At 53.0% G+C, this 26,562-nt stretch carries 22 protein-coding genes; 15 read left to right on the plus strand and 7 right to left on the minus strand.

Features of this window, described 5'->3' with window-relative positions:
- Together F6X59_RS13245 and acnB are read left to right on the plus strand one after the other, a co-directional pair.
- Positions 1–1,235, plus strand: a 1,235-nt coding sequence (locus F6X59_RS13245; protein ID WP_256669282.1) for an aconitase family protein, incomplete at its 5' end; no start/stop codon positions are given.
- Positions 1,236–1,368: 133 nt separating this feature from the next.
- A complete protein-coding gene (gene acnB, locus F6X59_RS13250; protein WP_038410410.1) occupies positions 1,369–3,969 on the plus strand; it encodes a bifunctional aconitate hydratase 2/2-methylisocitrate dehydratase in 2,601 nt (866 codons plus the stop codon).
- Positions 3,970–4,372: 403 nt separating this feature from the next.
- Here the strand turns inward: acnB and F6X59_RS13255 are convergent, their stop codons facing one another.
- Positions 4,373–4,846: a thioesterase family protein gene (locus tag F6X59_RS13255; protein WP_152956616.1), complete on the minus strand. Its 474-nt coding sequence runs from the start codon at positions 4,844–4,846 to the stop codon at positions 4,373–4,375.
- A 461-nt stretch (positions 4,847–5,307) separates the two neighbouring features.
- Between F6X59_RS13255 and F6X59_RS13260 the strand changes: the two genes are divergently transcribed.
- The 10 genes from F6X59_RS13260 to F6X59_RS13305 all read left to right on the plus strand — a co-directional run bounded on the left by F6X59_RS13260 (position 5,308) and on the right by F6X59_RS13305 (position 15,769).
- Entirely contained in the window at positions 5,308–6,042 is a 735-nt protein-coding gene (locus F6X59_RS13260; protein ID WP_013972337.1) for an SDR family NAD(P)-dependent oxidoreductase, read from the plus strand.
- Between the two features lie 59 nt (positions 6,043–6,101).
- Entirely contained in the window at positions 6,102–6,950 is an 849-nt protein-coding gene (locus tag F6X59_RS13265) for an amidohydrolase family protein (protein WP_049798444.1), read from the plus strand.
- Between the two features lie 20 nt (positions 6,951–6,970).
- Positions 6,971–7,756 (plus strand): enoyl-CoA hydratase/isomerase family protein, encoded by a 786-nt coding sequence (locus F6X59_RS13270; RefSeq protein ID WP_049798445.1) that lies wholly within the window; start codon positions 6,971–6,973, stop codon positions 7,754–7,756.
- Between the two features lie 12 nt (positions 7,757–7,768).
- A complete protein-coding gene (locus F6X59_RS13275) occupies positions 7,769–8,761 on the plus strand; it encodes an MDR family oxidoreductase (RefSeq protein ID WP_013972339.1) in 993 nt (330 codons plus the stop codon).
- Between the two features lie 13 nt (positions 8,762–8,774).
- Positions 8,775–10,112 (plus strand): phenylacetate--CoA ligase family protein, encoded by a 1,338-nt coding sequence (locus tag F6X59_RS13280; RefSeq protein ID WP_038409449.1) that lies wholly within the window; start codon positions 8,775–8,777, stop codon positions 10,110–10,112.
- Between the two features lie 62 nt (positions 10,113–10,174).
- The gene (locus tag F6X59_RS13285; RefSeq protein ID WP_013972341.1) at positions 10,175–11,353 is read left to right on the plus strand and encodes an acyl-CoA dehydrogenase family protein; all 1,179 of its coding nucleotides are present in this window, start codon (positions 10,175–10,177) and stop codon (positions 11,351–11,353) included.
- Positions 11,354–11,448: 95 nt separating this feature from the next.
- Complete coding sequence (locus F6X59_RS13290; protein ID WP_080563775.1) at positions 11,449–12,534, plus strand: ABC transporter ATP-binding protein; 1,086 nt, start codon at positions 11,449–11,451, stop codon at positions 12,532–12,534.
- Between the two features lie 69 nt (positions 12,535–12,603).
- Positions 12,604–13,659: a polyamine ABC transporter substrate-binding protein gene (locus F6X59_RS13295; RefSeq protein ID WP_038409451.1), complete on the plus strand. Its 1,056-nt coding sequence runs from the start codon at positions 12,604–12,606 to the stop codon at positions 13,657–13,659.
- A gap of 32 nt (positions 13,660–13,691) precedes the next feature.
- Complete coding sequence (locus F6X59_RS28970) at positions 13,692–14,930, plus strand: ABC transporter permease (protein ID WP_044047249.1); 1,239 nt, start codon at positions 13,692–13,694, stop codon at positions 14,928–14,930.
- 2 nt (positions 14,931–14,932) lie between these two features.
- Complete coding sequence (locus tag F6X59_RS13305; protein ID WP_044047000.1) at positions 14,933–15,769, plus strand: ABC transporter permease; 837 nt, start codon at positions 14,933–14,935, stop codon at positions 15,767–15,769.
- Between the two features lie 132 nt (positions 15,770–15,901).
- On the opposite strand, the gene F6X59_RS13310 is transcribed toward F6X59_RS13305, so the two are convergent.
- The 3 genes from F6X59_RS13310 to F6X59_RS13320 all read right to left on the minus strand — a co-directional run bounded on the left by F6X59_RS13310 (position 15,902) and on the right by F6X59_RS13320 (position 19,326).
- Positions 15,902–16,789, minus strand: a complete 888-nt coding sequence (locus F6X59_RS13310; RefSeq protein ID WP_080563776.1) for a LysR family transcriptional regulator — start codon at positions 16,787–16,789, stop codon at positions 15,902–15,904.
- 518 nt (positions 16,790–17,307) lie between these two features.
- Positions 17,308–18,164, minus strand: a protein-coding gene (locus F6X59_RS13315; protein ID WP_085982917.1) for an IS5 family transposase whose coding sequence is annotated in 2 segments (ribosomal slippage) — positions 17,308–17,820 and positions 17,823–18,164 — 855 coding nt in all. Because the reading frame shifts where the segments join, the coding sequence is not laid out codon by codon here.
- Between the two features lie 241 nt (positions 18,165–18,405).
- The gene (locus F6X59_RS13320) at positions 18,406–19,326 is read right to left on the minus strand and encodes a LysR family transcriptional regulator (protein ID WP_013972347.1); all 921 of its coding nucleotides are present in this window, start codon (positions 19,324–19,326) and stop codon (positions 18,406–18,408) included.
- A 101-nt stretch (positions 19,327–19,427) separates the two neighbouring features.
- Here F6X59_RS13320 and F6X59_RS13325 point away from each other — a divergent pair, with 101 nt between their 5' ends.
- The 3 genes from F6X59_RS13325 to F6X59_RS13335 all read left to right on the plus strand — a co-directional run bounded on the left by F6X59_RS13325 (position 19,428) and on the right by F6X59_RS13335 (position 23,883).
- Entirely contained in the window at positions 19,428–20,774 is a 1,347-nt protein-coding gene (locus F6X59_RS13325) for an aspartate aminotransferase family protein (protein WP_013972348.1), read from the plus strand.
- 64 nt (positions 20,775–20,838) lie between these two features.
- Positions 20,839–22,335 carry a CoA-acylating methylmalonate-semialdehyde dehydrogenase gene (locus F6X59_RS13330; protein ID WP_038409454.1) on the plus strand — a complete coding sequence of 499 codons (1,497 nt, stop codon included), beginning with the start codon at positions 20,839–20,841 and terminating at the stop codon, positions 22,333–22,335.
- 243 nt (positions 22,336–22,578) lie between these two features.
- Positions 22,579–23,883, plus strand: a complete 1,305-nt coding sequence (locus F6X59_RS13335) for an aspartate aminotransferase family protein (RefSeq protein ID WP_038409455.1) — start codon at positions 22,579–22,581, stop codon at positions 23,881–23,883.
- Between the two features lie 277 nt (positions 23,884–24,160).
- On the opposite strand, the gene F6X59_RS13340 is transcribed toward F6X59_RS13335, so the two are convergent.
- From F6X59_RS13340 to F6X59_RS13350, 3 genes are read right to left on the minus strand one after another with little or no spacing between them, the layout of a single operon-like run.
- Positions 24,161–24,790 (minus strand): RraA family protein, encoded by a 630-nt coding sequence (locus F6X59_RS13340; protein WP_013972351.1) that lies wholly within the window; start codon positions 24,788–24,790, stop codon positions 24,161–24,163.
- Positions 24,787–25,176 (minus strand): RidA family protein, encoded by a 390-nt coding sequence (locus F6X59_RS13345; RefSeq protein ID WP_038409457.1) that lies wholly within the window; start codon positions 25,174–25,176, stop codon positions 24,787–24,789. The genes F6X59_RS13340 and F6X59_RS13345 overlap by 4 nt, the downstream gene beginning before the upstream one ends.
- A gap of 58 nt (positions 25,177–25,234) precedes the next feature.
- Positions 25,235–26,542, minus strand: coding sequence for an OprD family porin (locus F6X59_RS13350; protein WP_038409458.1), 1,308 nt, complete (start codon positions 26,540–26,542; stop codon positions 25,235–25,237).
- Between the last annotated feature and the right edge of the window lie 20 nt (positions 26,543–26,562).

A 26,562-nucleotide genomic window follows, 5' to 3' on the forward strand; every position in this document is an offset into this window, starting at 1 on the left:
CGGGGCTGGAAAAGGAGCTGGAGCAACTGGGCTTCGGCATCGTCGCCTTCGCCTGCACCACCTGCAACGGCATGTCCGGTGCGCTGGACCCGGTGATCCAGCAGGAAATCATCGACCGCGACCTGTACGCCACCGCCGTGCTGTCGGGTAACCGCAACTTCGACGGGCGTATCCACCCTTATGCCAAACAGGCGTTCCTCGCTTCGCCGCCGCTGGTGGTGGCTTACGCGATTGCTGGCACCATCCGCTTCGACATCGAAAAGGACGTGCTGGGCGTAGTCGATGGCAAGGAAATCCGCCTCAAGGACATCTGGCCGAGCGATGAGGAAATCGACGCGGTCGTGCGTGCTGCGGTCAAGCCGGAGCAGTTCCGCAAGATCTATATCCCGATGTTCGCCATCGAGGAAGACCGTGGCCCGAAAGTGGCGCCGCTTTACGAATGGCGCCCGATGAGCACCTACATTCGTCGCCCGCCTTACTGGGAAGGCGCCCTGGCCGGTGAGCGCACCCTGCGTGGCATGCGTCCGCTGGCGGTGCTGCCGGACAACATCACCACCGACCACCTGTCGCCGTCCAACGCCATCCTGCTCGACAGCGCGGCGGGTGAGTACCTGGCGAAAATGGGCCTGCCGGAGGAGGACTTCAACTCCTACGCTACCCACCGTGGCGACCACCTGACCGCCCAGCGTGCCACCTTTGCCAACCCCAAGCTGTTCAACGAGATGGTGCGCAAGGAAGACGGCAGTGTGAAGCAGGGTTCGCTGGCGCGTATCGAGCCGGAAGGCAAGGTGACTCGCATGTGGGAAGCGATCGAGACCTACATGGAGCGCAAGCAGCCGCTGATCATCGTCGCCGGGGCCGACTATGGCCAAGGCTCGTCTCGCGACTGGGCGGCCAAGGGTGTGCGTCTGGCGGGTGTCGAGGCCATTGTCGCCGAAGGTTTCGAACGTATTCACCGCACCAACCTGGTCGGCATGGGTGTGCTGCCGCTGGAGTTCAAGGCCGGCACCGATCGCAAGACCCTGGGGTTGGACGGTAGCGAGACCTATGACGTGCTCGGCCAGCGCAAGCCGCGTGCGACCTTGACGCTGGTGGTGACCCGCGCCAATGGCGAGCGCCTGGAAGTGCCGGTGACCTGCCGTCTGGATACCGCTGAAGAGGTGTCGATCTACGAAGCGGGTGGGGTGTTGCAGCGCTTTGCCCAGGATTTCCTTGAGGCCGCGACGGCCTCGTAAATTGAGTGAGTAGCGTCATGAGAGCTCGTGAAATGCTGCTTAAAAATTGTTGATGCCCGTACTGAACGCCTCGGCAGTCTTGACTTGACCTTTGGCGTTTGATGACCCAGCGATCCTCATCAGGAAACTGACCGTGTTAGAACAATACCTGAATCATGTGCGTGAACGAGCTGTAGACGGTTTGCCTCCATTGGCGCTGAACCCGATGCAAACCTCAGACCTGGTAGAGTTGTTGAAATCACCCCCTAAAGGTCTGGAGCAACAGCTACTGGATCTGATCACTCATCGAGTGCCACCAGGAGTCGATGAGGCCGCCTATGTAAAAGCTGGCTTCCTCTCGGCCATTGCGAAAGGCAAAGCGAACTCGCCGCTCATTGAGCCAAAGCGAGCAGTAGAGCTCTTGGGTACCATGCAAGGTGGCTACAACATCGAAACGCTCGTTGAGCTTCTAGATGATGGAGACCTGGCAGAGACCGCTGCTGGGCAGCTGAAGCACACCTTGCTCATGTTTGACGCATTTCATGATGTCGCCGAACGCGCGAAGGCAGGCAACCGTGCTGCGCAGGAGGTGCTTCAATCTTGGGCCGATGGCGAGTGGTTTACCAAACGTCCTTCTATCGCGGAAAAGTACACGCTGACGGTGTTCAAGGTACCTGGTGAAACTAACACCGATGATTTGTCTCCGGCCCCTGATGCTTGGTCGCGTCCTGACATCCCGTTGCATGCCCGGGCAATGCTCAAGATGAGTAGAGACGGTATTGAGCCTGAACTACCCGGCGAAGTCGGCCCTCTGCAGCAAATTGAGAGAATTCGAGCCAAAGGATATCCGGTTGCTTACGTGGGGGATGTAGTAGGTACGGGGTCCTCTCGTAAGTCCGCCACAAACTCTGTTCTTTGGTTCTTCGGCGATGACATTCCGTACGTGCCTAACAAGCGGGCAGGTGGGTTCTGCTTCGGCAACAAGATCGCTCCAATTTTCTACAACACCATGGAGGATGCTGGGGCGTTGCCGATCGAGTTTGATGTATCGGGTCTCAACATGGGAGATATCATCGACGTGTACCCGCTGGCGGGCAAAGTCTGCCAGCATGGTTCCGATGAAGTATTGGCAAAGTTTAGCCTGAAGACCCCAGTTCTGCTGGATGAGGTGCGCGCTGGAGGCCGCATTCCGTTGATCATTGGTCGAGGATTGACTGAGAAAGCGCGCGTGGAGTTGGGTCTGGATCCATCGACGCTGTTTCATATGCCAGAGCACCCTGCTGATACGGGGAGGGGTTTCACTCTCGCACAGAAAATGGTGGGACGTGCTTGTGGTGTTGTAGGCATACGGCCAGGCACGTATTGTGAACCTAAGATGACGACGGTTGGGTCGCAGGATACCACTGGCCCGATGACGCGTGACGAGCTGAAAGATCTAGCCTGCCTAGGCTTCTCAGCAGATCTCGTGATGCAGTCCTTTTGCCATACCGCAGCGTACCCCAAGCCTGTGGATGTGGTGACTCACCACACGCTCCCGGACTTCATGAAGAACCGAGGCGGCGTATCATTGCAGCCTGGTGACGGCATCATCCATAGCTGGTTGAACCGGATGCTCCTGCCCGACACTGTGGGCACGGGCGGTGACTCGCATACCCGCTTCCCCCTGGGCATTTCATTCCCAGCAGGTTCCGGCCTTGTAGCGTTTGCAGCGGCTACCGGAGTGATGCCACTGGACATGCCTGAGTCCGTCCTGGTGCGTTTCTCCGGTAAGCTTCAGCCCGGGATCACCTTGCGTGACCTCGTCCATGCCATTCCGTACTACGCAATCAAGGAAGGGCTGTTGACCGTCGAGAAGAAAGGCAAGAAGAACGTCTTCTCGGGACGCATTCTAGAGATCGAAGGGCTAGACCACCTGACCGTCGAGCAGGCATTCGAGTTGTCTGATGCCTCCGCGGAGCGCTCTGCTGCCGGCTGTACGATCAAGCTCCCCGAGAAGGCTATTTCGGAATACCTGAGCTCAAACATCACCCTGCTGCGGTGGATGATCACTGAAGGTTACGGTGATGCCCGTTCACTGGAGCGCCGGGCAAAAGCTATGGAGGAGTGGTTGCGTGCGCCTGCTCTGATGTCAGCTGACGCCGATGCCGAATACGCAGCTGTCCTCGAGATCGATCTGAACGCTATTCGAGAACCCATCCTTTGTGCCCCAAACGACCCAGACGATGCCAGGCTGCTGTCAGATGTATTTGGTGGCAGAGTTGATGAAGTGTTTATTGGTTCGTGTATGACTAATATCGGTCACTTCCGTGCCGCAGGTCGTCTATTGGATAGGGTGGTTGGCTCAATTCCGACTCGACTTTGGCTGTCGCCGCCGACCAAAATGGATCAGCATCAACTGATTCAAGAGGGTTTTTATGGGGTGTTCAAGCGTGTCGGCGCGCGCACTGAGATCCCTGGCTGCTCGCTTTGCATGGGGAACCAGGCTCGAGTTGCGTCGAACTCCACTGTGGTGTCGACCTCAACGCGCAACTTCCCGAACCGCCTCGGCGATGGGGCAAACGTATATCTGGCTTCAGCGGAGTTAGCCTCCGTTGCCGCTATTCTTGGCAAGCTACCCAGCTTGGATGAATACATGCATTACGCAGAAATGATCGAAAAAATGTCTGGTGACATCTACAAATATCTCAGCTTCGATCAGATAGCGAGCTTTAAAATCGCCGCTGAAAGGGCGCGTATCGCAGCCGTTTCGGTCTAGCTCTGGAAAAGGACGCAAGCGGCACCGCAGAAGGGGGGCCTGAAGCAGTGCCGCTTTATTACGCGCTACGTGGTGATAGGGGCGACGTCCTTTGCGTTGGTGCAGATGGATGAACTGACAGCGACTCCGGGGCTACGTGCTGTGTCCCGGCGCAATGAAATAGAACTGCAGTCGTGGAGGGGATTGTTCTGTAGCGCACGGCAGGATAGTCGTAATGAGCATCAGAAATCAGTGAATGCATGCGAGGTTTTGGTCGCGGTCACTAAGCGCCATCTCATCTGCGCCTCGGGGATGATCCGCGTTGAAAGCTAAAGCAGGTATGAAACAGGGGTTAAATAGCCTTGATTATAAAAATCAAACTGAGATCTAGTTAAGCCCCTTATAAGGTGGGATGTAGGAAGTATCAGGATTTTTCTGAAAGCATTGATGAGAAAATATCGCCGGGCAATGGTGACTCAGAATGCTCCTGGAGCGCCTCCTCGAGTGTTACTCGCGCTGTTTCTGGCATTGGGATCGATCTTCGTGTTTGAAGGTCAACGTGAACCGTAATTTGGGCATGGGTAGCCGCTAGGGTATTGTCGCTCTGGCGGATCATTTCGTAGTATGTGATCACTTTTTTATGTCTCACCTCGACTATCCTTGCGGTCACGACCAGCGGTTCACCTTCTTTAAGTTCTCGAAGAAATTGAGTTCTGAGGTCTACCGTGAAAAAACCACAGTTGGACTTTTGTTGGTAGTCTTTGCCTAGGCCGTAAAACTTAAGTAGTTTAATTGAGCAGTCATCAAACACTGTCACATAACGTGTGGCAGTCATGTGGCCGTAATTATCCATCCAGCTGGGTTCGACAAAAAAACGAAACTCTAAAAGGTTGCTCATATTGATCCGTCCTCGATCGGTTACTATGCGGATCGTGTCACGATGTGGGTACAAAGGAAAAGGCACAAGCGAATATAACTAATGAGCCTATTAGTTTTCATTAAGGGCGAATGCTGCCGCTCTGTTCGAACATGGAATTAGCACTCGAACGACATGTTGGGGTTAACGAATCAGTCAATCCTTGCCGGATTATTGGGTTTATCAAGGCCGAAAACCTGCCTTTCGAGACAACTTATGAGCACCACGGCCACCACGTTAGAAGGCTCAAGGCCACGGTTTCCGGGCTGCAGTAGCACGCTTGAACGGGTAGATGCATGGGGTATTAGTCTGGTGCTGCAAAAAATCTAATCGGTGGCGCAAAAAATATAGTGTGTCATGTCAGCACCCACTCGATACGTTTGACACAGAGACGCGGTAGCGAACCGTGAATTCAAGTAAGAGCAAACGAGTGAGGGTTTGAAATGAGCGAACAAAAAAAAGTAGCTGTACTCGTTGGAGCGGCAGGCGGTATGGGCCTTGCAACAGTAAAGCGACTGGCGGCTGACGGCTTCAAGATTGCAGCGCTTGATCTGAATACTGCCGCAGTGGAGGAGCTGATTGCTGAGGCTGGTATCGATGGGAAGGCATATCGTATCGATGCCAGCAAGCAAGAAAACTGCAATCAGGTCGTCGAGCAAGTTGTTCGTGACTTTGGAAAAATTGACGTGCTGGTCAATCTGGTTGGCTGGACGTTGACGTCTAAATTCCTCGAAGAGAAGCGGGACTACTGGGAGAAGCTTGTCGGGATTAACTTCTTCCCTGTGCTGTTCATGACGCATGCCGTGGCTCCAATCATGATTGAGAACGGCGGTGGAAAAATCATCTTCGTCACTTCCGATGCGGCAAAAGTAGGCTCGGGCGGTGAAGCTGTATATGCAGGCCTCAAGGGCGGTGTTGTGGCATTTGCGAAAAGCGTGGCGCGTGAATTTGCCCGCTACAATATTAATGTTAACTGCACTGCGCCTGGCCCTACCGATACCCCACTTGAGCATGATCAAGATCCGGAAGTAGTAGCTCGCAGGATTAAAATTATCCCGTTCCGTCGCTGGGCCAAGCCAGAAGAACAAGCAGCTGCAGTTTCTTTCTTTGCGTCCGATAGCTCGGATTATATCACTGGCCAGGTCCTGAGTGTGAGTGGCGGTCTGACGATGTCCTGAGCACCTAACAAGCTTGGTTAGTGGTCGTACATTCAGAATTAGTAATTAGGAGTCAAATAATGAGTAAGCCAATTGATATTCTGGGGCATCTGTTTACGCCTGAATCAATCCAGAAGCACTTTCTGGAGGATGAGGAGGAACGTGCAGTCTTTGAGAACGTCGGTAGGGCATCTTCTCTGAAGGGGATCACCGTAGAAGAGTTCAAAGCCTACGCGGAGCGGGTTGGTTTGGGTCGTACTCATATCGCATCGTTCTACGGTTGGAGCTACCGTAAGCAACATCCGTATTTGCACGTAACCCCTGAAGAAGTATACGAAGTTACTAAGCAACTCCCTGGCGTTGCATATGGCCTCTTCGGTGTTAACCCCTTCGATATGCTGGACGGTGTTCGTCACCTGGAGAAGGCAGTCCGTGAGTATGGGTTCATCGGTATCCATGTGCACCCGCATGGCTTCGATCTCGGCCCTGATCACGCGTTCTATTTCCCCTACTATGCCAAGTGCGTGGAACTGGGGATCCCTGCAGTGTTCTCGATGGGTCATACACTTGACTTCATGCCTATCGAAAATGGTCGTCCGGCACGGCTCGATAAGATTGCTCTCTACTTCCCTGAACTGACCATCGTTTGTACTCATACTGGCTGGCCTTGGGTGGAAGAGGCAATTGCGCTTGCTTCGAAGCACCCGAATGTCTATCTCGGCACCTCGGCTTACGCGCCGAAGTACTGGAAGCCTGAGATGGTGAAATTCATCAACTCGTGGGGCCAAGATAAAGTCCTGTGGGGCTCGGACTTCCCGCTGGTCAAACATGATGAGGCACTTCAGCAAGTAGAAGAGCTTGGGCTCAAGGAAGCTGCAAAAGAGAAGCTTCTTTGGAAAAACGCTGAAAAAATCTTTAAGTACTCGTGATGTTTGTTGGAGGAATTCGTATGTCGTCTACACAAGTAGAATTGACGTGGAAAGGCGCAATTGCCTATATAAGAATCAATAGAGAGAGCCGACGCAATTCACTTGATAATGCCACAATCATCGAGTTCCTCCGACTTTTGGAAGAGGTTCGGCGCTCTGAGACCGTTTGCTTAGTTGTGACTGGCGAGGGTGATCGAGCATTCTGCGCCGGCTCCGATATTAAAGCGCTTGCTTCTTATTCGGCCGCGGATGCGGAATACCATACGTACCTGTTCCAGAAGCTCGCTGAGACGTTGGATGAGATGCCGTGTGCAACAATCGCGGCGATCGAGGGGGCGTGTCTCGGAGGCGGTCTGGAAATCGCACTTGCGTGCGATTATCGAATTGCTGCTAGCAATGCAACCTTCGGCTTCCCTGAAATCACCGTTGGCGCGCTACCCACTGGTGGCGGCACCGTCAGGGCTCCTCGTGCAATTGGTCTGAGCCGCTCTCGTGAACTCATGTTGTTCGGTGATCGAATCCCTGCCGAGCGTGCAGAGTCGATTGGGCTCATTAGCTCTCTCGCACCACCTGGTGAGACCCGGAGTATCGCTCTGGAGCGGGCTAAGGAACTTGCGAGTAAAACCAACCGAGACAGCGTGAAGTTGTTGAAGGCCATTCTTGTTGGAGGCGCAGGAGTTTCCGCGAAAGCCGGCCATCTCATGGCCTACCTAGCCGACGTTTCACTAGTTCGCTCCGAATCGTTCAAACAAGGCGTGTCGAGTTTTGGCGAAACGCCTCAAGCCTCGACATCTCCTAAGGCATAAAGGAACTTGATCATGGCGTTTAAAGCAGTAGTAGTTAATAAATCCGAAGCAGGTTACAAAGCAAGTCTCGCCAGCTTTGATGAAGCTGATTTGATGGAAGGTGACACTCTGATTCGAGTGTCACACTCCAGCATCAACTACAAAGATGGTTTGGCCGTAACCGGTAAGGGCCCTGTGGTTCGCCGATTCCCTCTCATTCCCGGTATCGACATGGCCGGCGTGATCGAGGAGACCACTCACCCAGGCCTGCACAAGGGGCAGCAAGTCATTCTGAACGGCTGGGGTGTGGGTGAGGTTCATCATGGTGCGTTTGCTGAAAAAGCACGTGTTCGTGGTGAATGGCTACTTCCACTGCCTGAAGGTTTCAATGCTTGGGAAGCAATGGCGATTGGTACAGCTGGTTATACCGCTGCCCTCTGTGTAAATGCGCTCAACCAAGCGGGTATTCGTCCTGAATCCGGTGATGTACTGGTTACTGGCGCTGCCGGCGGAGTTGGATCGATTGCTGTAAGCCTCCTGGCGAAGGCTGGCTGGCGGGTTGTCGCATCAACTGGTCGCGCCGAAGAAGAAAGCTATCTGCGCGAACTGGGTGCCGCTGAAATCATTAGCCGCGACGAACTCGCAGCCCCTGGCAAGGCTCTCGGTAAGGAGCGTTGGGCAGCTGCGATTGATGTGGTTGGTGGGCAGACCCTGGCCAACGTTCTCGCTTCTATCAAGTATGGCGGGGCGGTCGCTGCTTGCGGCATGGCGGGTGGTATGCCTCTGCCGGCCACTGTGGCTCCGTTTATTCTTCGTGGTGTAGCGTTGCTGGGCGTTGATTCGGTAAATGCTCCCAATGCGAAGCGAATCGAAGCTTGGAAACTGCTTCGTTCTTTGGATAAAGAACTGCTGCTCAGCCTGACCAACACCTACTCCCTGTCGGACGTTTTCAGTGTTTGTGAAGACATTCTAGAAGGAAAGGTTCGCGGTCGGTCAGTTGTGACTGTATCTGACGATCTCTCCTGAGGGTGAATTGGAAATGAGCGCAGCCAGATTTTACGACCGTAACACAGAATCGCTCTCTCGCTCGGAACTCGACAAGCTGCAGCTGGAAAAGCTGAAAGCAATGTTGATCCACGTGAATGAAACAAACGAGTTCTACCGTTCAAAGTGGGAAGCTGCGGGGGTGGATGTTCAGAAAATCCAAAGTTTTGAGGATTTTCGCAAGTATGTACCAACTGTTGAAAAATCCGATTTCCTAGAAGATCAGCTAAGCTTCCCGCCTTTTGGCAAGCGGATGGCCAGCTCGTCCTTCGAGGGCGATCGTGTGGAGATCTACACCACCAGTGGCACTAGCGGCCAAGGCGTAGAAGTCCATATCCAGAGCATGCGTGAATTGGCCGTGATGGAGCAGCTGTATGGCTACTATCTGACCTGGGCAGGCTTGAAACCTGGTGACTCAACGATGCTGACACTGCCTATCACGATGCTGGCAGGGGGGCGTGCCGAGTATCAAGGCGCGGTGGCACATGGTCTCACCACCTATCCGATCGGCAATTACGCATCACAACAGAAGGTCGATCTGATCAAGCGATTCAAGCCTAAGTCGCTGTTCGGGAGCACCTCCTACTTTGCACACCTTGCTACTCAGTTGGGTGAAGATGCCAAGAAATGTGGTGTTGAGGTTCTGCTGACAGGTCTTGAAGGTGTTGGCCCTTCATTCTTTGAACGTCTGCAGGATCAGTGGGGCGCCCGAGCGGCAGATCGTTTCGGTTGCGCTCAGATGCGGGCGGACTTCATGTTCACCGATGAGCGCGGTGTAGGCACTCCGTCTGATCCAGGCGTTTTGGTTAATACGGATCCGTTTGTTTATTTGGAAGTGCTTGATGTCAACACCGGCCTGCCCGTTGCGGATGGCGAGTTTGGTGAACTGGTGGTTACGAGCCTCTATCACTTTGATAACCCGGTCATACGGAATAGGCTTAAGGATGGCGGCATCTTCCGCAAAGGCGGTATGGGTGGGGTTCAGCGCCAATTCAGTGGCATCCAAGTGGGATCGATTACTCGCATTGACGATGTAAAGAAAATCAAAGGGATCAATGTGTATCCCCAGGCAGTAGATGACATTTTGTTCTCGCTTCCTGAAGTTGAGCAGTATGAAGTGATCTTGAGTTCGACCGCAGATTTTACGGATCAGGTGCTTGTAAATATTCAATGTCGGGACTCGGTTGCTGTCATGCCCTCTGATGGCGGAGCCCGCATCAGGTCACTCTTCAAGGAGCGGCTGGGGATAAACTTTAATGTGGCTTTCGTAGACTTTATCGAGGTAAGCGATTACAAGGCTCGCCGCTGGAAAGACCTGCGTAATCGCGATTAGTTTGCTCCCTGAAGTGTTACCGCGCCGGTTACTAAGTATTATAAATATCTAAGGAATTTGTCATGGCTCTCAGCAGCGCTGATCGAAAAGCCTTCTTAGAAGGCCCTGTAGCTCGTTTTATTGCTGATCGACTCGCGCCTATCGCGGACGAGATCGATGAGAAGGGTGAGTTTCCATTAGCGCTCTATCGAGAAATTGCAGAGCTGGGAGCCCTGGGCCTGTGTTGCCCAGAGGAATACGGCGGATTCGATGATGGCGCGGTAACGATGGTGCAGTTGCTTCAAGCGATTGCCGCAGAGAGTGTTTCGTTTGCGGTGAGCATTGCTAACTGCAGCGATTGTGCCGCACCGATTCTGGCCAAAGGGTCAGAGGCGCAGAAAAGAGAGTACGTTCCCCAGATTATATCTGGGGAAATCGTTCCGGCGTTCTGTCTCTCTGAACCTTCTGGTGGCTCGGACGTTGCCGCCATTCGGACTAAAGCAGTGCGGGATGGTGATGAGTATGTGATCACCGGTCGCAAAATGTGGATTACCAGCGCCACCGTCGCGGATCTCTTTGTGGTTTTTGCAAAAACAGACTTCACTGCAGGCCATCGAGGGATTAGTGCTTTCCTGGTGCCTCGCAATACGCCTGGGCTTGAAGTTGGCAAGGCAGAAGAGCTCCTGGGTACCCGGGCCAGCCCAACTGCCGAGGTTTCCTTCAGCGGAGTGCGTGTACCAGCAAGCGCTCTGCTGGGACAAGAAGGAGAGGGGTTCAAGCTTGCCATGTCGACACTGGATGAGTCCCGTATCCAGATCGCAGCTGTAGCCTTGGGTGCGGCAAACAAGTCGATTGAAATTGCGGTAAATTATGCTAGAGAGCGAATTCAGTTTGGTAAGCCAATCATTGAGCATCAGGGCCTTGGCTTCCTGCTTTCAGAATTGCTGATCGAACTGGCCTGCGCGCAAGAGGTTGTGGCCAAGTCAGTAGAGTTGCTCGAAAGTGGTGATCTCGAAAAGTGCAGCGTTTACGCTGCCATTGCAAAGGTCAAATGTTCTGATCTTTCAATGCGAGCAGCAATTGATGCCGCTCAAGTCCTCGGTGGCTACGGTCTTACCAAAAGTTATCCGATCGAGCGGCTTATTCGAGATAGCAAGGCACTTCAGATCTTCGAGGGCACCAACGAAATTCAAAAGTGGCTGATCGCGCGTGATTTGCAGAAGCGCGGTCTCAATCTTGCTTCGCCAATTAGCAACGACTGACTAGCGTGTTCATGATCCAAATTGCGCGAAGCTTACCGTGGTAGCTCGTTGATGTGTTCACAGAACACATCTATAAAAAGAATGCGGAGTTAGAAATGGAGAGTAGAAGCTTTATTGAATTCGAGTCGGTCAAGAAAACATACGACGGCCAGAATTTCGTGGTTCGTGATCTAAACTTGAGCGTTCAAAAGGGTGAATTCCTCACCTTGCTCGGGCCTTCTGGCTCAGGAAAGACTACATCACTCATGATGCTCGCTGGTTTTGAAAACCCAACCAGTGGGGCTATTTATCTAGATGGAAAACGCATCGATAAGATGTCGCCTCATCGTCGTGGAATTGGAGTGGTATTTCAGAACTACGCACTTTTCCCACACATGTCGATAGGCGAGAATATTGCTTTCCCCTTGAAGATGCGCGGTGTTAATTCTCGTGATGCATTGAGCGCGGCTAAGAAAGCACTAGAAAACGTTCGCCTGGGCGACCTGATCGATCGTATGCCATCTCAGCTCTCGGGTGGCCAGCAACAGCGTGTGGCGCTCGCTCGAGCACTTGTTTTCGAACCACAATTGGTCTTGATGGACGAGCCCTTGGGGGCGCTGGATAAGCAGTTGCGTGAGCACATGCAGGTCGAGATCAAGCAATTGCATGCACGCTTGGGAGTAACGATTGTTTTTGTTACTCACGATCAGGATGAAGCACTGACCATGTCGGATCGAGTTGGTGTATTCCATGATGGCGTACTGCAGCAACTGGCTCCTCCGCGTGAAATATACGAATCTCCGTCCACTGCTTTCGTTGCTCAATTTATTGGTGAGAATAACTCAATTCAAGCCAGGGTTCTTGATCGCAGCGGTGCTATATGTAGAACTCTAACTGATGATGGAGTAACGATCTTTGCTACCTCCACATCTAATCTGTCCACTGGGGATCGTGTGTCTCTGTCCCTTCGACCGGAATGTATCGAGCTAGCACCGGCTGAAAATATTGGCCTGAATTTGGCCAAGGTTGTTGTGAAAGACGTGATTTATCACGGTGACCACATTCGCCTTTTGGCTCAAGGGTGTGGCAATAATAATATTATGCTGAAACTGAAGAGTGGTGCGTCCGCGCTTCCGTTGCAGCTTAATTCAGAAGTAACTGTCGGCTGGCGTCCTGAGGATTGCCGCGCCCTTGCTGTATAGAAACTGCCTGTTCGACAAATAGAAATTTCCCTTAACAAGCTGCACGAAGATTGAAAAGAGGAAAAATAAATGAGCAGATCTACTAAAGTTGCGTTCGCAGCCTCCCTGGCTATGGCCATTAACCTTTCGCAAGCACATGCGGCAAGTGATGTGGTCACTATTACAACATGGGGCGGGTCTTATACCACTGCAATGCAGAAGGCATTTTTTGAGCCCTTCGGTAAAAACTCAGATATAAAAATTCGTGAAGATCAGTGGGATGGTTCAACCGCGCGTATCCAAGCGATGGTGGACACCCAGCAAGTTACTTGGGATCTTGTGTCATCCACAACCAACGTGGCACTGCAAGGTTGTGAAGAAGGCTGGCTGGAGAAAATTGATTATTCCAAGCTCGGTGGCAAGGAAAAATTCATGCCAGGCGCCGCAATGGAGTGCGGTGTCGCAATTGATAACTATGGTATCGTCTTTGCTTACAATAAAGACAAATATCCTGGTGGTGGCCCAACCACGATGGCAGACTTTTTTGATGTTAACAAATACCCAGGCCCAAGGGCGCTATACAAAGGGCCGAAGTACACCATGGAATTCGCCCTTATTGGCGATGGTGTTAAGCCAAGTGAAGTGTACAAGGTTCTCGCGACCGAAGAGGGCGTGAATCGAGCATTCAAAAAGCTTGATAGTATCAAGCCCAGCATCAAAGTGTGGTGGACAGCCGGAGCCCAGCCGCCTCAGCTGTTGGCAGATGGTGAGGTCTCAATGGCTATTTCTTATGACGGTCGTATCCAAGCCGCAATTAAGGAATACGGAAAGAACCTTCAGATCGTACGAGATGGTCAAGCTCTCGACTTCGATATCTGGGTAATCCCTAAGGGCGCAAAAAACCTGGCCGCTGCAGAAAAGTTTCTTCAATTTACAACAACGCCTAAGGTAGCTGCTGGCCTCTCCGATTACATTGCTTATGGGCCCGCTATTCCAAGTGCCATGCCTTTCGTGAAACCTGGCATTGTCAATGACTTGCCGAATGCCCCCGAGAATATGACGAATTCGTTTACTCTCTCGGCTGAATTCTGGGCTGATCACGAACAAGAATTGACTGAGCGGTTTAACAAATGGCTAGCGAAATGATGGAGTTGCCCGCTGTGAAGGGAGACCAGGCCGTGGCGGTCTCCAATCAGGGCAGTCTGGCAGACCTAGAGGCCAAAATACGCCGAGCCAAATTGCAGCGCCAAATTATGGCTCTTCCATTAGTTGCACCTCTCTTGTTGTTACTGATTTTCGCGTTCTTGATTCCCATTGTTTTGCTCCTCGCGCGGAGTGTTGATAATAGGGAAGTGGCAGAGATCATGCCTAGGACCTCAGCGGCCATTGCGAGTTGGGGAGGGGAGACTCCTCCCGATTCTGCTCTTTTTGAAGCGCTTGCTGAGGATCTGAGGGCAGGAAAGCCCGAGCAGGTCGCGCTTGTTGCCAAAACGCTCAATTATCATAAATCAGGCTTGAGAACTGCCGTTATGGCGGCTGCAAGGTCTGCGCGAGCGAATCCTTCAGGAAACGCGCTTGATTATCTACCGAGCGCAAATGCAGCGTGGGGGAATGTAGAGACCTGGGGGGCTGTTAAGCAGGCGTTACCTCGCTTTACTGACTTCTACCTGCTTGCAGCTTTAGACCTGAAACGTAATGCAGTGGGTGACATTGTTGCCGCATCCCCTGAAAGTTCGGTGTATCGCGAGGTGCTCTATAGAACGTTCTATATTAGCTTCCTGACTACCATGATATGCCTGCTTGTGGCATACCCGCTAGCATATATAATTAGCAAAGCGACTCCGCGTGGTGCTAATTTTATTTTGCTCATGGTCCTACTGTCTTTCTGGACTCCACTGTTGGTGAGGAATACTTCCTGGCTTGTTGTATTGCAGAGTAATGGAGTATTGAACTCGTTCTTTGCATTAATAGGAATTATATCTCCCTCAGAGCCGCTAGAACTTGTGCATAATCGGGTAGGTGTACTTATTGCGATGGTGCATACGCTCTTACCGTTCATGGTCTTGCCGATTTATAGCGCAATGAGGTCGATGTCGCCGAATTACATGAGGGCAGCTTTGTCTTTGGGGGCTCCACCATTTAAGGCGTTCCTCAGGGTCTATCTGCCTCTTTCACTCCCAGGTGTGAGTGCAGGTTGTTTGTTGGTGTTCATCTTGGCCCTGGGGTACTACATTACCCCTGCGTTAGTTGGCGGGCCTAGCGATCAAATGATTGCTGGATATATCAATCAGTTTACAAGCGGAACGATAAACTGGGGTATGGCTGCAGCTCTGAGTCTAGTCCTAGTCATCTCCGTGCTTGTGCTTTATTTTCTCTATGCTCGCATAGTTGGCATCGAAAAATTGAAGATGGGTTGATTATGAACACAGTATACGATTACGTGCTTGGCCGGTTAGCAAAATGCCTGGTATGGGTGTTCTGCGGGGTAGCCATGGTGTTTCTAGTGGCTCCAATTCTTTCGGTTATTCCTCTCTCGTTTAATTCGGAACCGTTCTTCAGTTACCCTTTGGCAGGTTTCTCGTTCCGCTGGTATGAGGAGTTTTTTAACTCCCCGGAGTGGCAGTTGGCTCTGCGCAATAGTTTCATAGTTGCAGTGTTTTCGACTGTTTGTGCTTGTACGTTGGGGACTTTGGCGGCGCTTGGTGTGAACCGTCGTGACTGTCCATTCAAAAGTATATTGATGGCCGTCCTGATTTCTCCGATGATCATCCCTGTTATTGTAAGTGCGGTGGGGATGTATTATGCATTTGCCGATGTCGGATTGATCAACAGTCTTACGGGCCTGGTCGTTGCACACACGGTGTTAAGTACCCCGTTTGTGGTGGTGACTGTAATGGCAACGTTAGCCTCCTTTGATAATAATCTTCTTCGAGCGGCAGCGAGCTTGGGCGCAAGTCCTCTACGGGCTTTTCGGTTGGTAATGTTGCCTTTGATAGCTCCAGGTATTGCTTCTGGCGCACTCTTTGCGTTCGTTACTTCATTAGAAGAGGTCGTGGTTGCTCTTTACTTGGCGGGCCCTGAGCAGCGCACGCTGCCCCGAGAAATGTGGTCAGGTATCAAGCAGCAAATTACTCCAACTATCTTGGCTGTGGCAACGTGCGTTGTGGCTTTCTCGATTTTGCTTCAACTTACCGTGCAGTGGCTGAGAGGTCGTGCAGCAAGGCGGTCGGCAAAATTCGCTAGTGAGGTAATTTGATTCAGCGCTGAATAATTATTCTTTTGTTGCTCCAGAGCCTTTAGTTGCGGTGACCTTTTTCTGGGGCGGCGGCAAGTGCAGATATGCAGCGGATGCATATTTGTGCTTGCCGCCTTTTTGCGTATGACTTTATTATTTTGCCGATTGTTGGAATTCCGATATTATCCATTCCCTGAAGTCGCTGATGGATTTTTCTCTTGCGGTAGGCTTTGTGTACAGGTAATAGTAGATCTTGAAAGTAGGAAAGTCCCCAAATGGGGTGATTAACTCTCCAGATTCAATTTTTTCCCTCATGAATGAGGCGGATCCGAGAACTAGCCCGTGACCAACTAGTGCGGCTTTCTCAAGAACAACTGGGTCATCAACAACCATTCCGCGATGAGCTAAGCTTGGATCAATGTTTGCTAACCTACACCATGCCTCCCACCAGCTATGGTCGAACTCATGTACAAGGTTAAATTTTGAAAATTCGCTGAGGGCAAGAGAGGTAACGCCATGAGTCAAAGAAGCGTTGCAGGTGGGTAATAATTCGTCAGTCAAAAGTGGTTCGTAGTTGCTATCATGCAGTTGATCGGCAGAATAGAATATTTTTAGGTCAAAATCGTCTGTGTCCTTTGTTGGGGTTTTTAGTGAGTTGTGCAACACGATATCGGCGCTGGTGTGATCAGCAAGATACCTATTCAGCCTGGGTAGTAGCCAGTGTGCAGAAAGTAATGGAGTAACGCTCAGCACGATTTTTCGATTTGACTTGCTGGAAGTTATTTTGTCGAAAGTTCCAGCTAGCATGTCTAGACATTCTATGCTTGTTTTAAGTAGCTCTTCTCCTTCTGGGGTTAGTTCCACTCGCTGGTGTAGCCGTGTAAGTAGCGAGACACCTATTTTTTCTTCTAGCTGTTTTACTTGATGGCTAACTGCAGCTTGAGTGACATTCAATTCATGGGCCGCCAGCGTAAAGCTTAGATGACGTCCGACGGACTCAAAATATCGTACTGCCAAAAGCGATGGAAGCTTTCTGTTCATAGACACCTACACCATGAGCGAAGTAAATGCTTAAGCAAGTTCTGTGCCTTTAATGGTTGCTTGAAGATTTCTTTTGTAATAACGAATGGCCGCTCAAGGATGCGGCATTGATAGATGTTTGGGGTATCTTGCTGCTCGTTTCTGCGCGTAGTATTCATGCCTGCCGCTTGACTGTGAGTCGCGATCAAAACGTTACGGATCTTCCCACATTATCGGGTTATTAATCGTATCGCACAATAACTTGTAACATCAGGTGGTCCTTTGCTTGATAGCGTGAAAAGATCACTCTTATGATTTTGATAGCATTTTGCAAACCATTCTGACCTCTTTTGGTGCGCATTTGGCTATCTGAAGGCAGCATGGTGCTACTTTTATCCATTGCTGCTCGATAATGTGGCTAACCTCGTGGATTACTTGATATTGTTGAGCAGTTCTAGGGTGCATCTCGCTTGGTTAGCTAAGCTTGCGAGTTTGATGGGGCAAGGATTTCCCTGCAGGCTCGTTCGCGTAGGGTAGCATTAGGCTCTGTACGAAAAGAGATGTCGCAAACACCGCATGGAACAAGCCAGCGAGACCATGGCGGCATAGCTTTTCGCGAGCTTGTCAAAGCGTGTCACGATCCGACGGTTCTCTTTCAGCCAGCCAAACATGCGCTCGATGACGTTGCGCTGCCGATACTTGGGCCGATCAAACAGTCTGGGTAAGCCAGGCTTGGGCTTGCGCTTCATCGAGCGCATCGGGATGACGGGTTGCATTCGATATTGGTCGCAGTAGCGGCGCAGCGCTTCAGCGTCGTAGCCCTTGTCTGCAAGCAACCACTTGCAGCGTTTACGCGGGCGGCCACGTTGGGCCGATGGAATGCTGACTTCGTCCAGCAGTGGTTGCGCGTAGCTGATGTCACTGGCTTGACCGCCAGAGAGGAGGAAGCGCAACGGTGTCCCGTTGGCGTCGCAGAGCATGTGAATCTTGGTTGTCAGGCCACCGCGACTGCGGCCTAGAGCGTGATCGGCAGGCTCGTCAGGCCCCCTTTTTTCCCGGCGCCGGAAGAGGCTCGGGTTGCGCGCACAGCAGTTGAGTCGATCATCCAGGTTTGCAAATCGATCAAGCCTTGCTCATTCAATCTCAGGTGCAAGCGTTTGAGCATCTGATCGAATGTCCCCTGGTTTCGCCAACCCCGAAAGCGTTGATACACCGTTGACCACGGCCCAAAGCGCTCAGGCATATCTCGCCACGCAGCACCCGAGCAAAGCACCCAGAGCACGCCGTCGAGCATCAGGCGGTCGCTCAGGCGGGGCCGCCCCCGGCCATGTGTTTCGGTGAAGAGATCAGCAACCACAATCCAGGCCTCATCCGAGAGTTCGTAACGCTTCGCCATCACAGAATTCCTTTCCGTAGATGGCGGGGAACCCTACAGAATTTCAGCTTCCGAGGGGCGTCGATTCAGTTTCTCGGGATTTCGTACAGAACCTAGTATTGATATAGGGTTTATGCATTGACTATCGAATTTTTTTGGTGCCCGTCAACTCTGTTTGTCGCTCAGTTGTCATGCGGCTAATGCATATTAGGAATTTGTTATAAATGGTGATAGGTTGTTCGAGAATGCGTCGCAAAAAGGGTCAGTCGCCGTTTACGTTGAGTTGCAACTCCTTTAAAAAGCGTTCGAGTATCAGATTTTGTCTGCGCCCTTTTCGCGTGGCGATGGCGATCTTCGAGTCAAAATAGAGCTTGCCAGGGTCTAGGGCGGTCATTAGGCCTTTTTCCACCCATGCTGCGGCATAATGGTCAGGTAGGAACCCAATGTATGTACCTGTCAAAATCAAAAAAGCGATACCTTCTCGGTCAGTTGCTGTCGCAGCCAAACTGAGCCGTTGGTGTAGGCCAATAGCTTCGGCTGGCATTCGGTAGGCGGGTATGACTGCATCTGCCTGCGATAGTTGTTCCACTGTCACTGAGGTCGGATGCTTGTAGAGCGGGTGCTCATGGCTGCAGTACAAGCTAGACCGCTCTTCATACAGCAGGCTGTAGTCCAGGCCCGACAAAGGAGTAATGAGTGGCACGGCACCAACGTGTAATCGGCCATCCAGCAGGCCGCGTTCGATTTCTCCCGGTGTGCTCATACTAAGATTGATCCGCACACCGCTGCCTTCAGCTCGCACCGCCTTAAGGGCGTTGGTTATGCGCATTCTAGGCTGCGTGACTAGGTTATTGACGATAGCCACGTTCAGGTCGCCACGCAGTTGCTGGTGCATCTGGTTCACCTCAGTTCGAAACCCCTCAATGGCTACGAGTACGGTTTCGCTGGCACGCAGTACCTCCCGGCCTTCATCGGTCAACGCAAAGCCAGCCCGACCGCGTTGACACAAACGCATGCCCAGCCGTTTCTCCAGATCGCCCATGTGCAAGCTGATGGCCGAGCGGGTAATTCCCAGCGCGCTCTCTGCGCCGGAGAAGCTGCCGCACTCGGCTACGGTTTTGAATATGCGCAGCAATCTCAGGTCGAAATCACTCACCTGGTGAAGGTTTTTTTTCGGGCTCATGCGTGAGTTTTCCGATAACCGAATTAAAGGAAGTTCAGATTTAACGCATATGACGATTGGGTTCAAGCTAGACCTCATTAACCCAGCTCAGGATCACCGCCATGAATCAGGCCGTGCAGACAAGAACCCCCCTGGCCAGCGAACTTAAGCTTGAGTCCCACTGGATGCCGTTCTCCTCGAACCGTAATTTCCGCAAGGACCCCCGCTTTATCGTTGGCGCCAAAGGCAACTGGTTAATCGACGAGCATGGGCGCAAGGTCTTCGACAGCCTATCCGGTTTGTGGACCTGCGGAGCGGGCCATTCACGTCAGGAAATTGCCACTGCTGTAGCACAGCAGCTTATGACCTTGGACTATTCCCCGGCTTTTCAGTACGGCCATCCGCTGTCGTTCAAGCTGTCAGAGAAGCTTGCCGGCATGATGCCGGGTGATCTCAATCATGTTTTCTTCACCGGATCCGGCTCTGAGTGTGCCGATACCGCCATCAAAATGGCGCGAGCCTACTGGAGGCTGAATGGTAAGCCCCAAAAAACAAAGCTCATTGGAAGGGCTCGTGGCTATCATGGTGTGAACGTCGCAGGTACTTCATTGGGCGGCATCGGCGGCAACCGCAAGATGTTCGGGCAACTGATGGATGTCGACCACCTGTCGCACACCCTGCAACCCGACCTGGCATTCACCAAGGGCGCTGCTGAGACTGGCGGTGTAGCTCTGGCCAACGAGCTGCTGAAACTGATTGAACTCCACGACGCCTCGAACATCGCGGCAGTCATCGTCGAGCCTATGTCCGGCTCGGCAGGGGTGTTAGTGCCACCTCAAGGATATCTGGAGCGACTGCGTGAAATCTGCAACCAGCACGACATACTGCTGATCTTTGACGAAGTTATCACTGCTTTCGGCCGGATGGGCACCGTCACCGGTGCCGATTACTTCGGAGTCACTCCAGACCTGATGAACGTCGCGAAGCAGATCACCAACGGTGCCATCCCAATGGGGGCAGTGATTGCCAGCAGCAGAATTTATGATGCGTTCATGTACCAGGCCGCACCTGAATATGCGGTCGAATTCGCCCATGGTTATACCTACTCTGCCCATCCAGTCGCTTGTGCAGCCGCGTTAGCCAACCTGGAACTGTTAGAGAAGGAACACCTTATTCAGCAATCCGCGGAGCTGGCTCCTCACTTTGAAAATGCCATACACGGCCTCAAAGGTGCGAAGCACATCGTCGATATACGCAATTGCGGGTTGGCTGGTGCGCTGCAGATCGCACCTCGTGACGGCGATGGCATGGTCCGCCCCTTTGAGGCCGGCATGGCGCTTTGGAAGGCCGGTTTCTATGTCCGCTTCGGTGGTGACACCCTTCAGTTCGGCCCAACTTTCAACACAAAAATCCAGGATCTGGATCGCCTGTTCGATGCCGTCGGGGAGGTACTGCAGGGTATCAGCTGATCGGCTCACCGCCTTTGAACTTCATATCAATCCGCAGCTTTAGATAATGCTTTGAGGAAAGAAGATGACCAGTATTAAGCACTTGATCCATGGTGAACACGTCGCAGACGATGCTCGCACCACTGACGTATTCAACCCTTCCACCGGTCAAGCGATTCACAAGCTTGGTTTGGCAAGTCGTGCCACGGTGCAGAAGGCCATCGAATCTGCTCAAGCTGCTTTTCCTGCTTGGCGCAACACTCCTCCAGCTAAGCGTGCTCAAGTGATGTTCCGCTTCAAACAACTGCTGGAGGCTAATGAGCTTCGTATCGCCAAGCTCATCAGTGAAGAGCACGGTAAGACTATCGAAGATGCCGTCGGCGAGCTTAAGCGTGGTATTGACAACGTAGAGTTCGCGTCAGCTGCGCCAGAGTTGCTCAAGGGTGATTACAGTCGCAACGTCGGTCCAAATATTGACGCCTGGAGTGATCTACAGCCAATCGGCGTTGTCGCCGGCATTACCCCTTTCAACTTCCCGGCCATGGTGCCACTGTGGATGTACCCGCTTGCTATCGCCTGCGGCAATTGCTTCATTCTCAAACCGTCAGAGCGTGACCCGAGCTCCACGCTGCTGATTGCCGAACTGCTTCACGAAGCTGGCCTGCCTAAAGGCGTGCTAAATGTGGTGCATGGCGACAAGGAAGCTGTGGATGCTCTGATCGAAGCGCCGGAAGTGAAAGCATTGAGCTTTGTTGGTTCGACTCCGATCGCTGAGTACATTTATTCTGAGGGCACTAAGCGTGGCAAGCGGGTCCAGGCCCTGGGCGGCGCGAAGAACCACGCGGTACTGATGCCGGATGCGGAACTGGACAATGCCGTCAGCGCGTTGATGGGCGCTGCCTACGGTTCATGCGGCGAACGCTGCATGGCTATCTCTGTGTCGGTATGCGTTGGTGACCAAGTGGCCGATGCGTTGATTGCGAAGCTGGAGCCGCAAATCAAAGCGCTGAAGATTGGCGCCGGTACAGAAACCGGATTGGACATGGGCCCGCTTGTCACCGCTGCCGCCCGTGACAAGGTGCTGGGTTATATCGATGACGGTGTTGCTGCAGGTGCCAAGGTCGTCGTGGATGGTCGTGGCTTCATGGTTCGTGGCAATGAGGATGGCTTCTTCGTCGGTGGCACCTTGTTCGACCACGTCACTCCAGAGATGCGTATCTATAAGGAAGAGATCTTTGGCCCAGTGCTGTGCGTAGTTCGCGTGAACAGCCTGGAAGAAGCGATCAAGCTGATCAACGACCACGAGTACGGCAATGGCACCTGCATCTTCACCCGTGACGGCGAGTCAGCACGTCTGTTCTGCGACGAGATCGAAGTGGGGATGGTTGGTGTCAACGTACCGCTGCCAGTGCCAGTGAGCTACCACAGTTTTGGCGGCTGGAAGCGTTCGCTGTTTGGGGATCTACATGCTTATGGTCCTGATGGCGTCCGATTTTACACCCGCAAGAAAGCCATCACCCAGCGTTGGCCGAAGCGCACTAGCCATGAAGCTGCGCAGTTCGCATTCCCGAGCAATAGTTAACTAACTATCTCTGCTCAGGCGGCAGCGTCATCGACCCTTAAGTAGCTGTAAGAGTCGATGCCGCTGTGGCAGGAAAATCACGTATGTAAAGAATTCGATTTCTCACCACTTGTCGAAAGCGCATGCTGGAGACCTCGCCACCATCTCACTGGTGGCATTTCTTTTCAAACTCGCGCAAGCATTTTCTCTGCAAGCTCTGGATGAAGTTTCAGTTATTGGCTAATAAAGAGGTCTTTGATAATCATGGCAATTACAAACGAATACGTTAAAGGTCTTGATCGCGAATATGTGTTTCACTCATGGTCGACTCAAGGTTTGCTCAATCCTCTGGTTATCGCAGGAGGGGAAGGGTGCACAGTATGGGATTACGACGGAAAACGTTATCTGGATTTTTCTAGCCAGCTAGTCAATACCAACTTGGGTCACCAGCATCCTGCTGTCATCGCTGCGATTCAAGAGCAAGCAGCTACGCTGGCCACTATCGCTCCAGCGACAGCTAACTTGATGCGAGGCGAAGCCGCCAAGCGGATCATCGAGCAGGCACCGAAGGGCTTCAAGAAAGTTTTCTTTACTAACGGCGGTGCTGACGCGAACGAAAACGCGATTCGTATGGCAAGGATTTTCACCGGGCGAGATAAGGTGCTGTCGTCTTACCGGTCGTACCATGGCAATACTGGCTCTGCGATTGTCGCCACTGGTGATCCGCGTCGTGTGCCGAATGAATATGCACGTGGTCACGTACATTTCTTTACGCCCTATCTGTATCGCAGCGAGTTTAGTGCTCAGACTGAGCTCGAAGAAACAGAACGCGCGTTGCGCCATCTTCGTCGGGTCATCGAGAGTGAAGGTTCAAACTCGATTGCAGCTATTCTGCTCGAAAGCCTGCCTGGTACTGCCGGTATCCTGATGCCATCTGCCTCTTATATCCAGGGCGTTCGCCAGTTGGCGGATGAGTTTGGGATCCTGCTCATTCTCGACGAAGTCATGTCTGGTTTCGGTAGGACCGGCAAGTGGTTCGCTCTAGAGCATTATGGCGTGGTGCCTGATCTGATCACTTTTGCCAAGGGCGTGAACTCGGGCTATGTACCTGTTGGTGGCGTGGTGATTTCGGAGAGACTCAGTGCTTACTTTGATACTCATTTCTTCCCAGGTGGTTTGACTTACTCTGGGCATCCGCTTGCTATGGCCTCGATTGTCGCTGCAATTGACGCTATGCGTAAAGAGCGTGTCGTAGAGAATGCGCTAGATATTGGGATTAACTGCCTGGGCCCACGTCTAAGGGAGCTCCAGAAACGTCATTCAGTCATTGGTCAGGTACGTGGTGCTGGCGTCTTCTGGGCTATGGAATTTGTCGAAGATAGGGAAACTCGGGCGCCGCTTGCCGCAGGCAAGATGCAGTTGTTGAAATCCAAGCTCATCGAACGTGGACTACTGCCGTTTGTTGTCGAGAATCGCATCCATGTGGTACCGCCTTGCATAGTCAGCGCTGAAGAGGTGGAAGCGGGTATTGCAATTCTCGACGAAGTGATTGAAGCGGTGTTGGGCTGATACGATCGATATAATTAGGTGCAGGAAGGCGCTGCAGATTTTGCAGCGCTTGGAGGCAGATCTCACTACAAATTTTTCCCCCGTATTATTTTTCTATGTAGGCGTAAACTATTACGATTGAGGTTTAAGTCAAGTTTTCAGCCAGGTTTAGATGTGTGGGCTGCGAGTCTTGGGCTTAATGGAAGCTGATTTATTTGTGTCGTGTTTTGGTTGCTAAACATTTTTATTGGATACCCAGTTTTTGTGGGGCGGTAGAACAGTTTATTAGTTTGCTTTCTTAGGGTTGGCTGGCTTGAGCGCGTATGGTCAGTACTTCCGGCAGCGGTTCGCCACTGAGTAATCGCGCCATCAACTCAGGCTCGTAAAGGTCCGATTGCAACGCTTTGTCGATCACCGTTGTGAGTTCTTGTGCCGGCAAGATCAAGATGCCGTTGTCATCGGCCAGGACAAAATCTTCGGGGTGCACCTCTACTCCAGCGCAATTCACGGGCACGTTCACCTGACTTGTTTGGCCGCCGATCAGCTTGGTCGTCAGCTGAGTGGTGCCACGAGCGAACACCGGCAACTGGCAGGTACGCAGTTCGTTGATGTCGGTTACTACGCCGTCGACGATGATGCCGGCGGCACCCGCGCAGCGAGCCGCAAACTGCGTGACCGCCCCGACACAAGCGTGGGCATGGTCACCCGCCATGTCGATCACCAGGACATCGCCTGGCTGAAGGGCGATAAGGGCGCGGTTGACGGCGATGGCATCGGGCTCGGCCAGGCGAAGCGTCACGGCGCGCCCAATAATGCGACCGCCAGGCACCATTGCGCGGACTTCATGGCTGACGAACCCGCGCTCGAGGAAGTGGCCCAGCGTGGCGAAGCTCACCTTCTGTAGTTTTGCGATCAGGTCGTCGTTCATTTCCCTACCTCCATGTCAATCAGCTCGGCCACACAGTCGATTTCCAAGCTCACGCCCCACAGCTGCACGCAGACGGTTGTACGAGCGGGTGGTGCATGGCCGAGGATTTCCTTGTATGCCTCGTTGAAGGGCACCAGTTGATCGGGGTCTGTCAGGTAGGCGTTGACCTTGACGATGTGGGAAAGGCTGGAGCCCGCCGCTTCGAGGATCGCGGCCAGGTTCGCGAACGTCTGCCTGACCTGGTCTTTGAAATTGTCGGGCTGCTCTTCCAGGCTGCCCAGCGATGGGATCTGGCCGGCGGTGAACACCAGGTGGCCGCTGACCACGGCTTGAGAATACGGGCCTACTGGGCTGATGGTGCCAGGGGCGCTGTGGATGCGTTTCATTGAGAGCTCCTTGAAGCGAAGATGTGCCACCGGCTCGCCGGCAGCACGTGGTCAGAGATCAGAAGAGCGCCAGGGTGTAGCTGGCGATGAGTCGGTTCTGCTCTTGGTTGGGGTCGATTTCGGAGTGCAGCAATCCATGGCGCCAAGACAGGCCGAGGCCTTTGAGCGCACCGTCCTGCACGACATAGTCCAGGCCCACATCCCGTTCCCACTCGGACGCGTCATTGCCGCTGGTGGTGCGGATGTCTTCACCCTTCAGGTACATCAGGGAGAATTTCAGGCCAGGTACGCCGGCAGCGGCGAAGTCATAGCTGTACTGGGCAAACGCGGTACGCTCGCCCGCTCGGTTGAAGCTCGCGAGCATCCGGTCGGTGTAGAGGTAGACACTGGCACCACCTGCGCCCTTGCCGCTGAGGGAGCCCTGGTTCGGTTGGACGAAGTTGCTTCCATCCGACACCTCCTGATAGCCGGCCATGAGCGCGTGGCCCTGGACGGAATAGGTCAGCGCTGCGCTCCAGGTGTGGTTATCGATCTTGCCGTCACCGTCCTCGGTGTAACCGCCCACGCGGTATCCACTTGCGCGACCAGCAGCAGAGTCGTTGGCTCCATCGGCGAAGGTGCGGAAGTAGCGCAGATCAGTTCGCAGCGATTGCCCTTCGGAGAGTGGAAGCGTGTGGGTGAGACCAACGAAGTGCTGGGTGTAATAGTCCTCGAGGTTGGCAACGTAGTATTGCGCCGTGAGTTGTTTGCCGATCCGGTAGTCGCCACCCGCGAAGAGGAACTGGTCGCTCTCACGGGTGCCGCCGGCTACGGCCAATCCAGTACGGTCACTGGAGGCACGGCCCGTAGCACGATTGAGGCGCCCGCCGGTAAGGGTCAGGCCATCCAGGTCGGTTGAGGTGATCTGGGCCCCCTCGAACGTTTGGGGCAGCAGGCGACCATCGTTGTAGGTCAGCACCGGCAGCTTGGGCATCAGCGTGCCGTATCGCAGTTCGGTGTTGGCGACTTTCAGCTTAGGTGTCAGGCCCAGGCGGCTCCACTGTTGGGACGCGCCACTGCCTTCGTCGGGGATCATGCTGCTGCCCCGGTGGCGACCATCGCCGCTATCAAGCGTCACGCCCATCAAGCCTAGGGCATCCAGGCCGACTCCGATTGGCCCTTCGGTGTAGCCGGATTTGAAGTCGAGCACGAAGGCCTGGGCCCACTCTTCGGTTTTGCTTTGGCCGAGGCTACCGGCTTGGTCGCGAAAGTCGTTGTTGAAGTAAAAATTGCGCAGGCCAAGGTTCGCATGGCTGTCGCCCACCAGATCGGCTTGAGCGAAAGGGGACAAGGCGAAAACGCCTGCACTCATCAGGTATTTTTTCATCTGGAAACTCTTCAAACGGA

The organism is Pseudomonas sp. MN1F, assembly GCF_009391885.1.
In the GTDB taxonomy this organism is placed as follows: domain Bacteria; phylum Pseudomonadota; class Gammaproteobacteria; order Pseudomonadales; family Pseudomonadaceae; genus Aquipseudomonas.

Coding starts and splice junctions, on each gene's coding strand:
- F6X59_RS13255 (WP_152956616.1), bottom strand. CDS start 4,846: ATGAGCAACCTTTTAGAGTTTCGTTTTTTTGTCGAACCCAGCTGGATG.
- F6X59_RS13260 (WP_013972337.1), top strand. CDS start 5,308: ATGAGCGAACAAAAAAAAGTAGCTGTACTCGTTGGAGCGGCAGGCGGT.
- F6X59_RS13265 (WP_049798444.1), top strand. CDS start 6,102: ATGAGTAAGCCAATTGATATTCTGGGGCATCTGTTTACGCCTGAATCA.
- F6X59_RS13270 (WP_049798445.1), top strand. CDS start 6,971: ATGTCGTCTACACAAGTAGAATTGACGTGGAAAGGCGCAATTGCCTAT.
- F6X59_RS13275 (WP_013972339.1), top strand. CDS start 7,769: ATGGCGTTTAAAGCAGTAGTAGTTAATAAATCCGAAGCAGGTTACAAA.
- F6X59_RS13280 (WP_038409449.1), top strand. CDS start 8,775: ATGAGCGCAGCCAGATTTTACGACCGTAACACAGAATCGCTCTCTCGC.
- F6X59_RS13285 (WP_013972341.1), top strand. CDS start 10,175: ATGGCTCTCAGCAGCGCTGATCGAAAAGCCTTCTTAGAAGGCCCTGTA.
- F6X59_RS13290 (WP_080563775.1), top strand. CDS start 11,449: ATGGAGAGTAGAAGCTTTATTGAATTCGAGTCGGTCAAGAAAACATAC.
- F6X59_RS13295 (WP_038409451.1), top strand. CDS start 12,604: ATGAGCAGATCTACTAAAGTTGCGTTCGCAGCCTCCCTGGCTATGGCC.
- F6X59_RS13305 (WP_044047000.1), top strand. CDS start 14,933: ATGAACACAGTATACGATTACGTGCTTGGCCGGTTAGCAAAATGCCTG.
- F6X59_RS13310 (WP_080563776.1), bottom strand. CDS start 16,789: ATGAACAGAAAGCTTCCATCGCTTTTGGCAGTACGATATTTTGAGTCC.
- F6X59_RS13320 (WP_013972347.1), bottom strand. CDS start 19,326: ATGAGCCCGAAAAAAAACCTTCACCAGGTGAGTGATTTCGACCTGAGA.
- F6X59_RS13325 (WP_013972348.1), top strand. CDS start 19,428: ATGAATCAGGCCGTGCAGACAAGAACCCCCCTGGCCAGCGAACTTAAG.
- F6X59_RS13330 (WP_038409454.1), top strand. CDS start 20,839: ATGACCAGTATTAAGCACTTGATCCATGGTGAACACGTCGCAGACGAT.
- F6X59_RS13335 (WP_038409455.1), top strand. CDS start 22,579: ATGGCAATTACAAACGAATACGTTAAAGGTCTTGATCGCGAATATGTG.
- F6X59_RS13340 (WP_013972351.1), bottom strand. CDS start 24,790: ATGAACGACGACCTGATCGCAAAACTACAGAAGGTGAGCTTCGCCACG.
- F6X59_RS13345 (WP_038409457.1), bottom strand. CDS start 25,176: ATGAAACGCATCCACAGCGCCCCTGGCACCATCAGCCCAGTAGGCCCG.
- F6X59_RS13350 (WP_038409458.1), bottom strand. CDS start 26,542: ATGAAAAAATACCTGATGAGTGCAGGCGTTTTCGCCTTGTCCCCTTTC.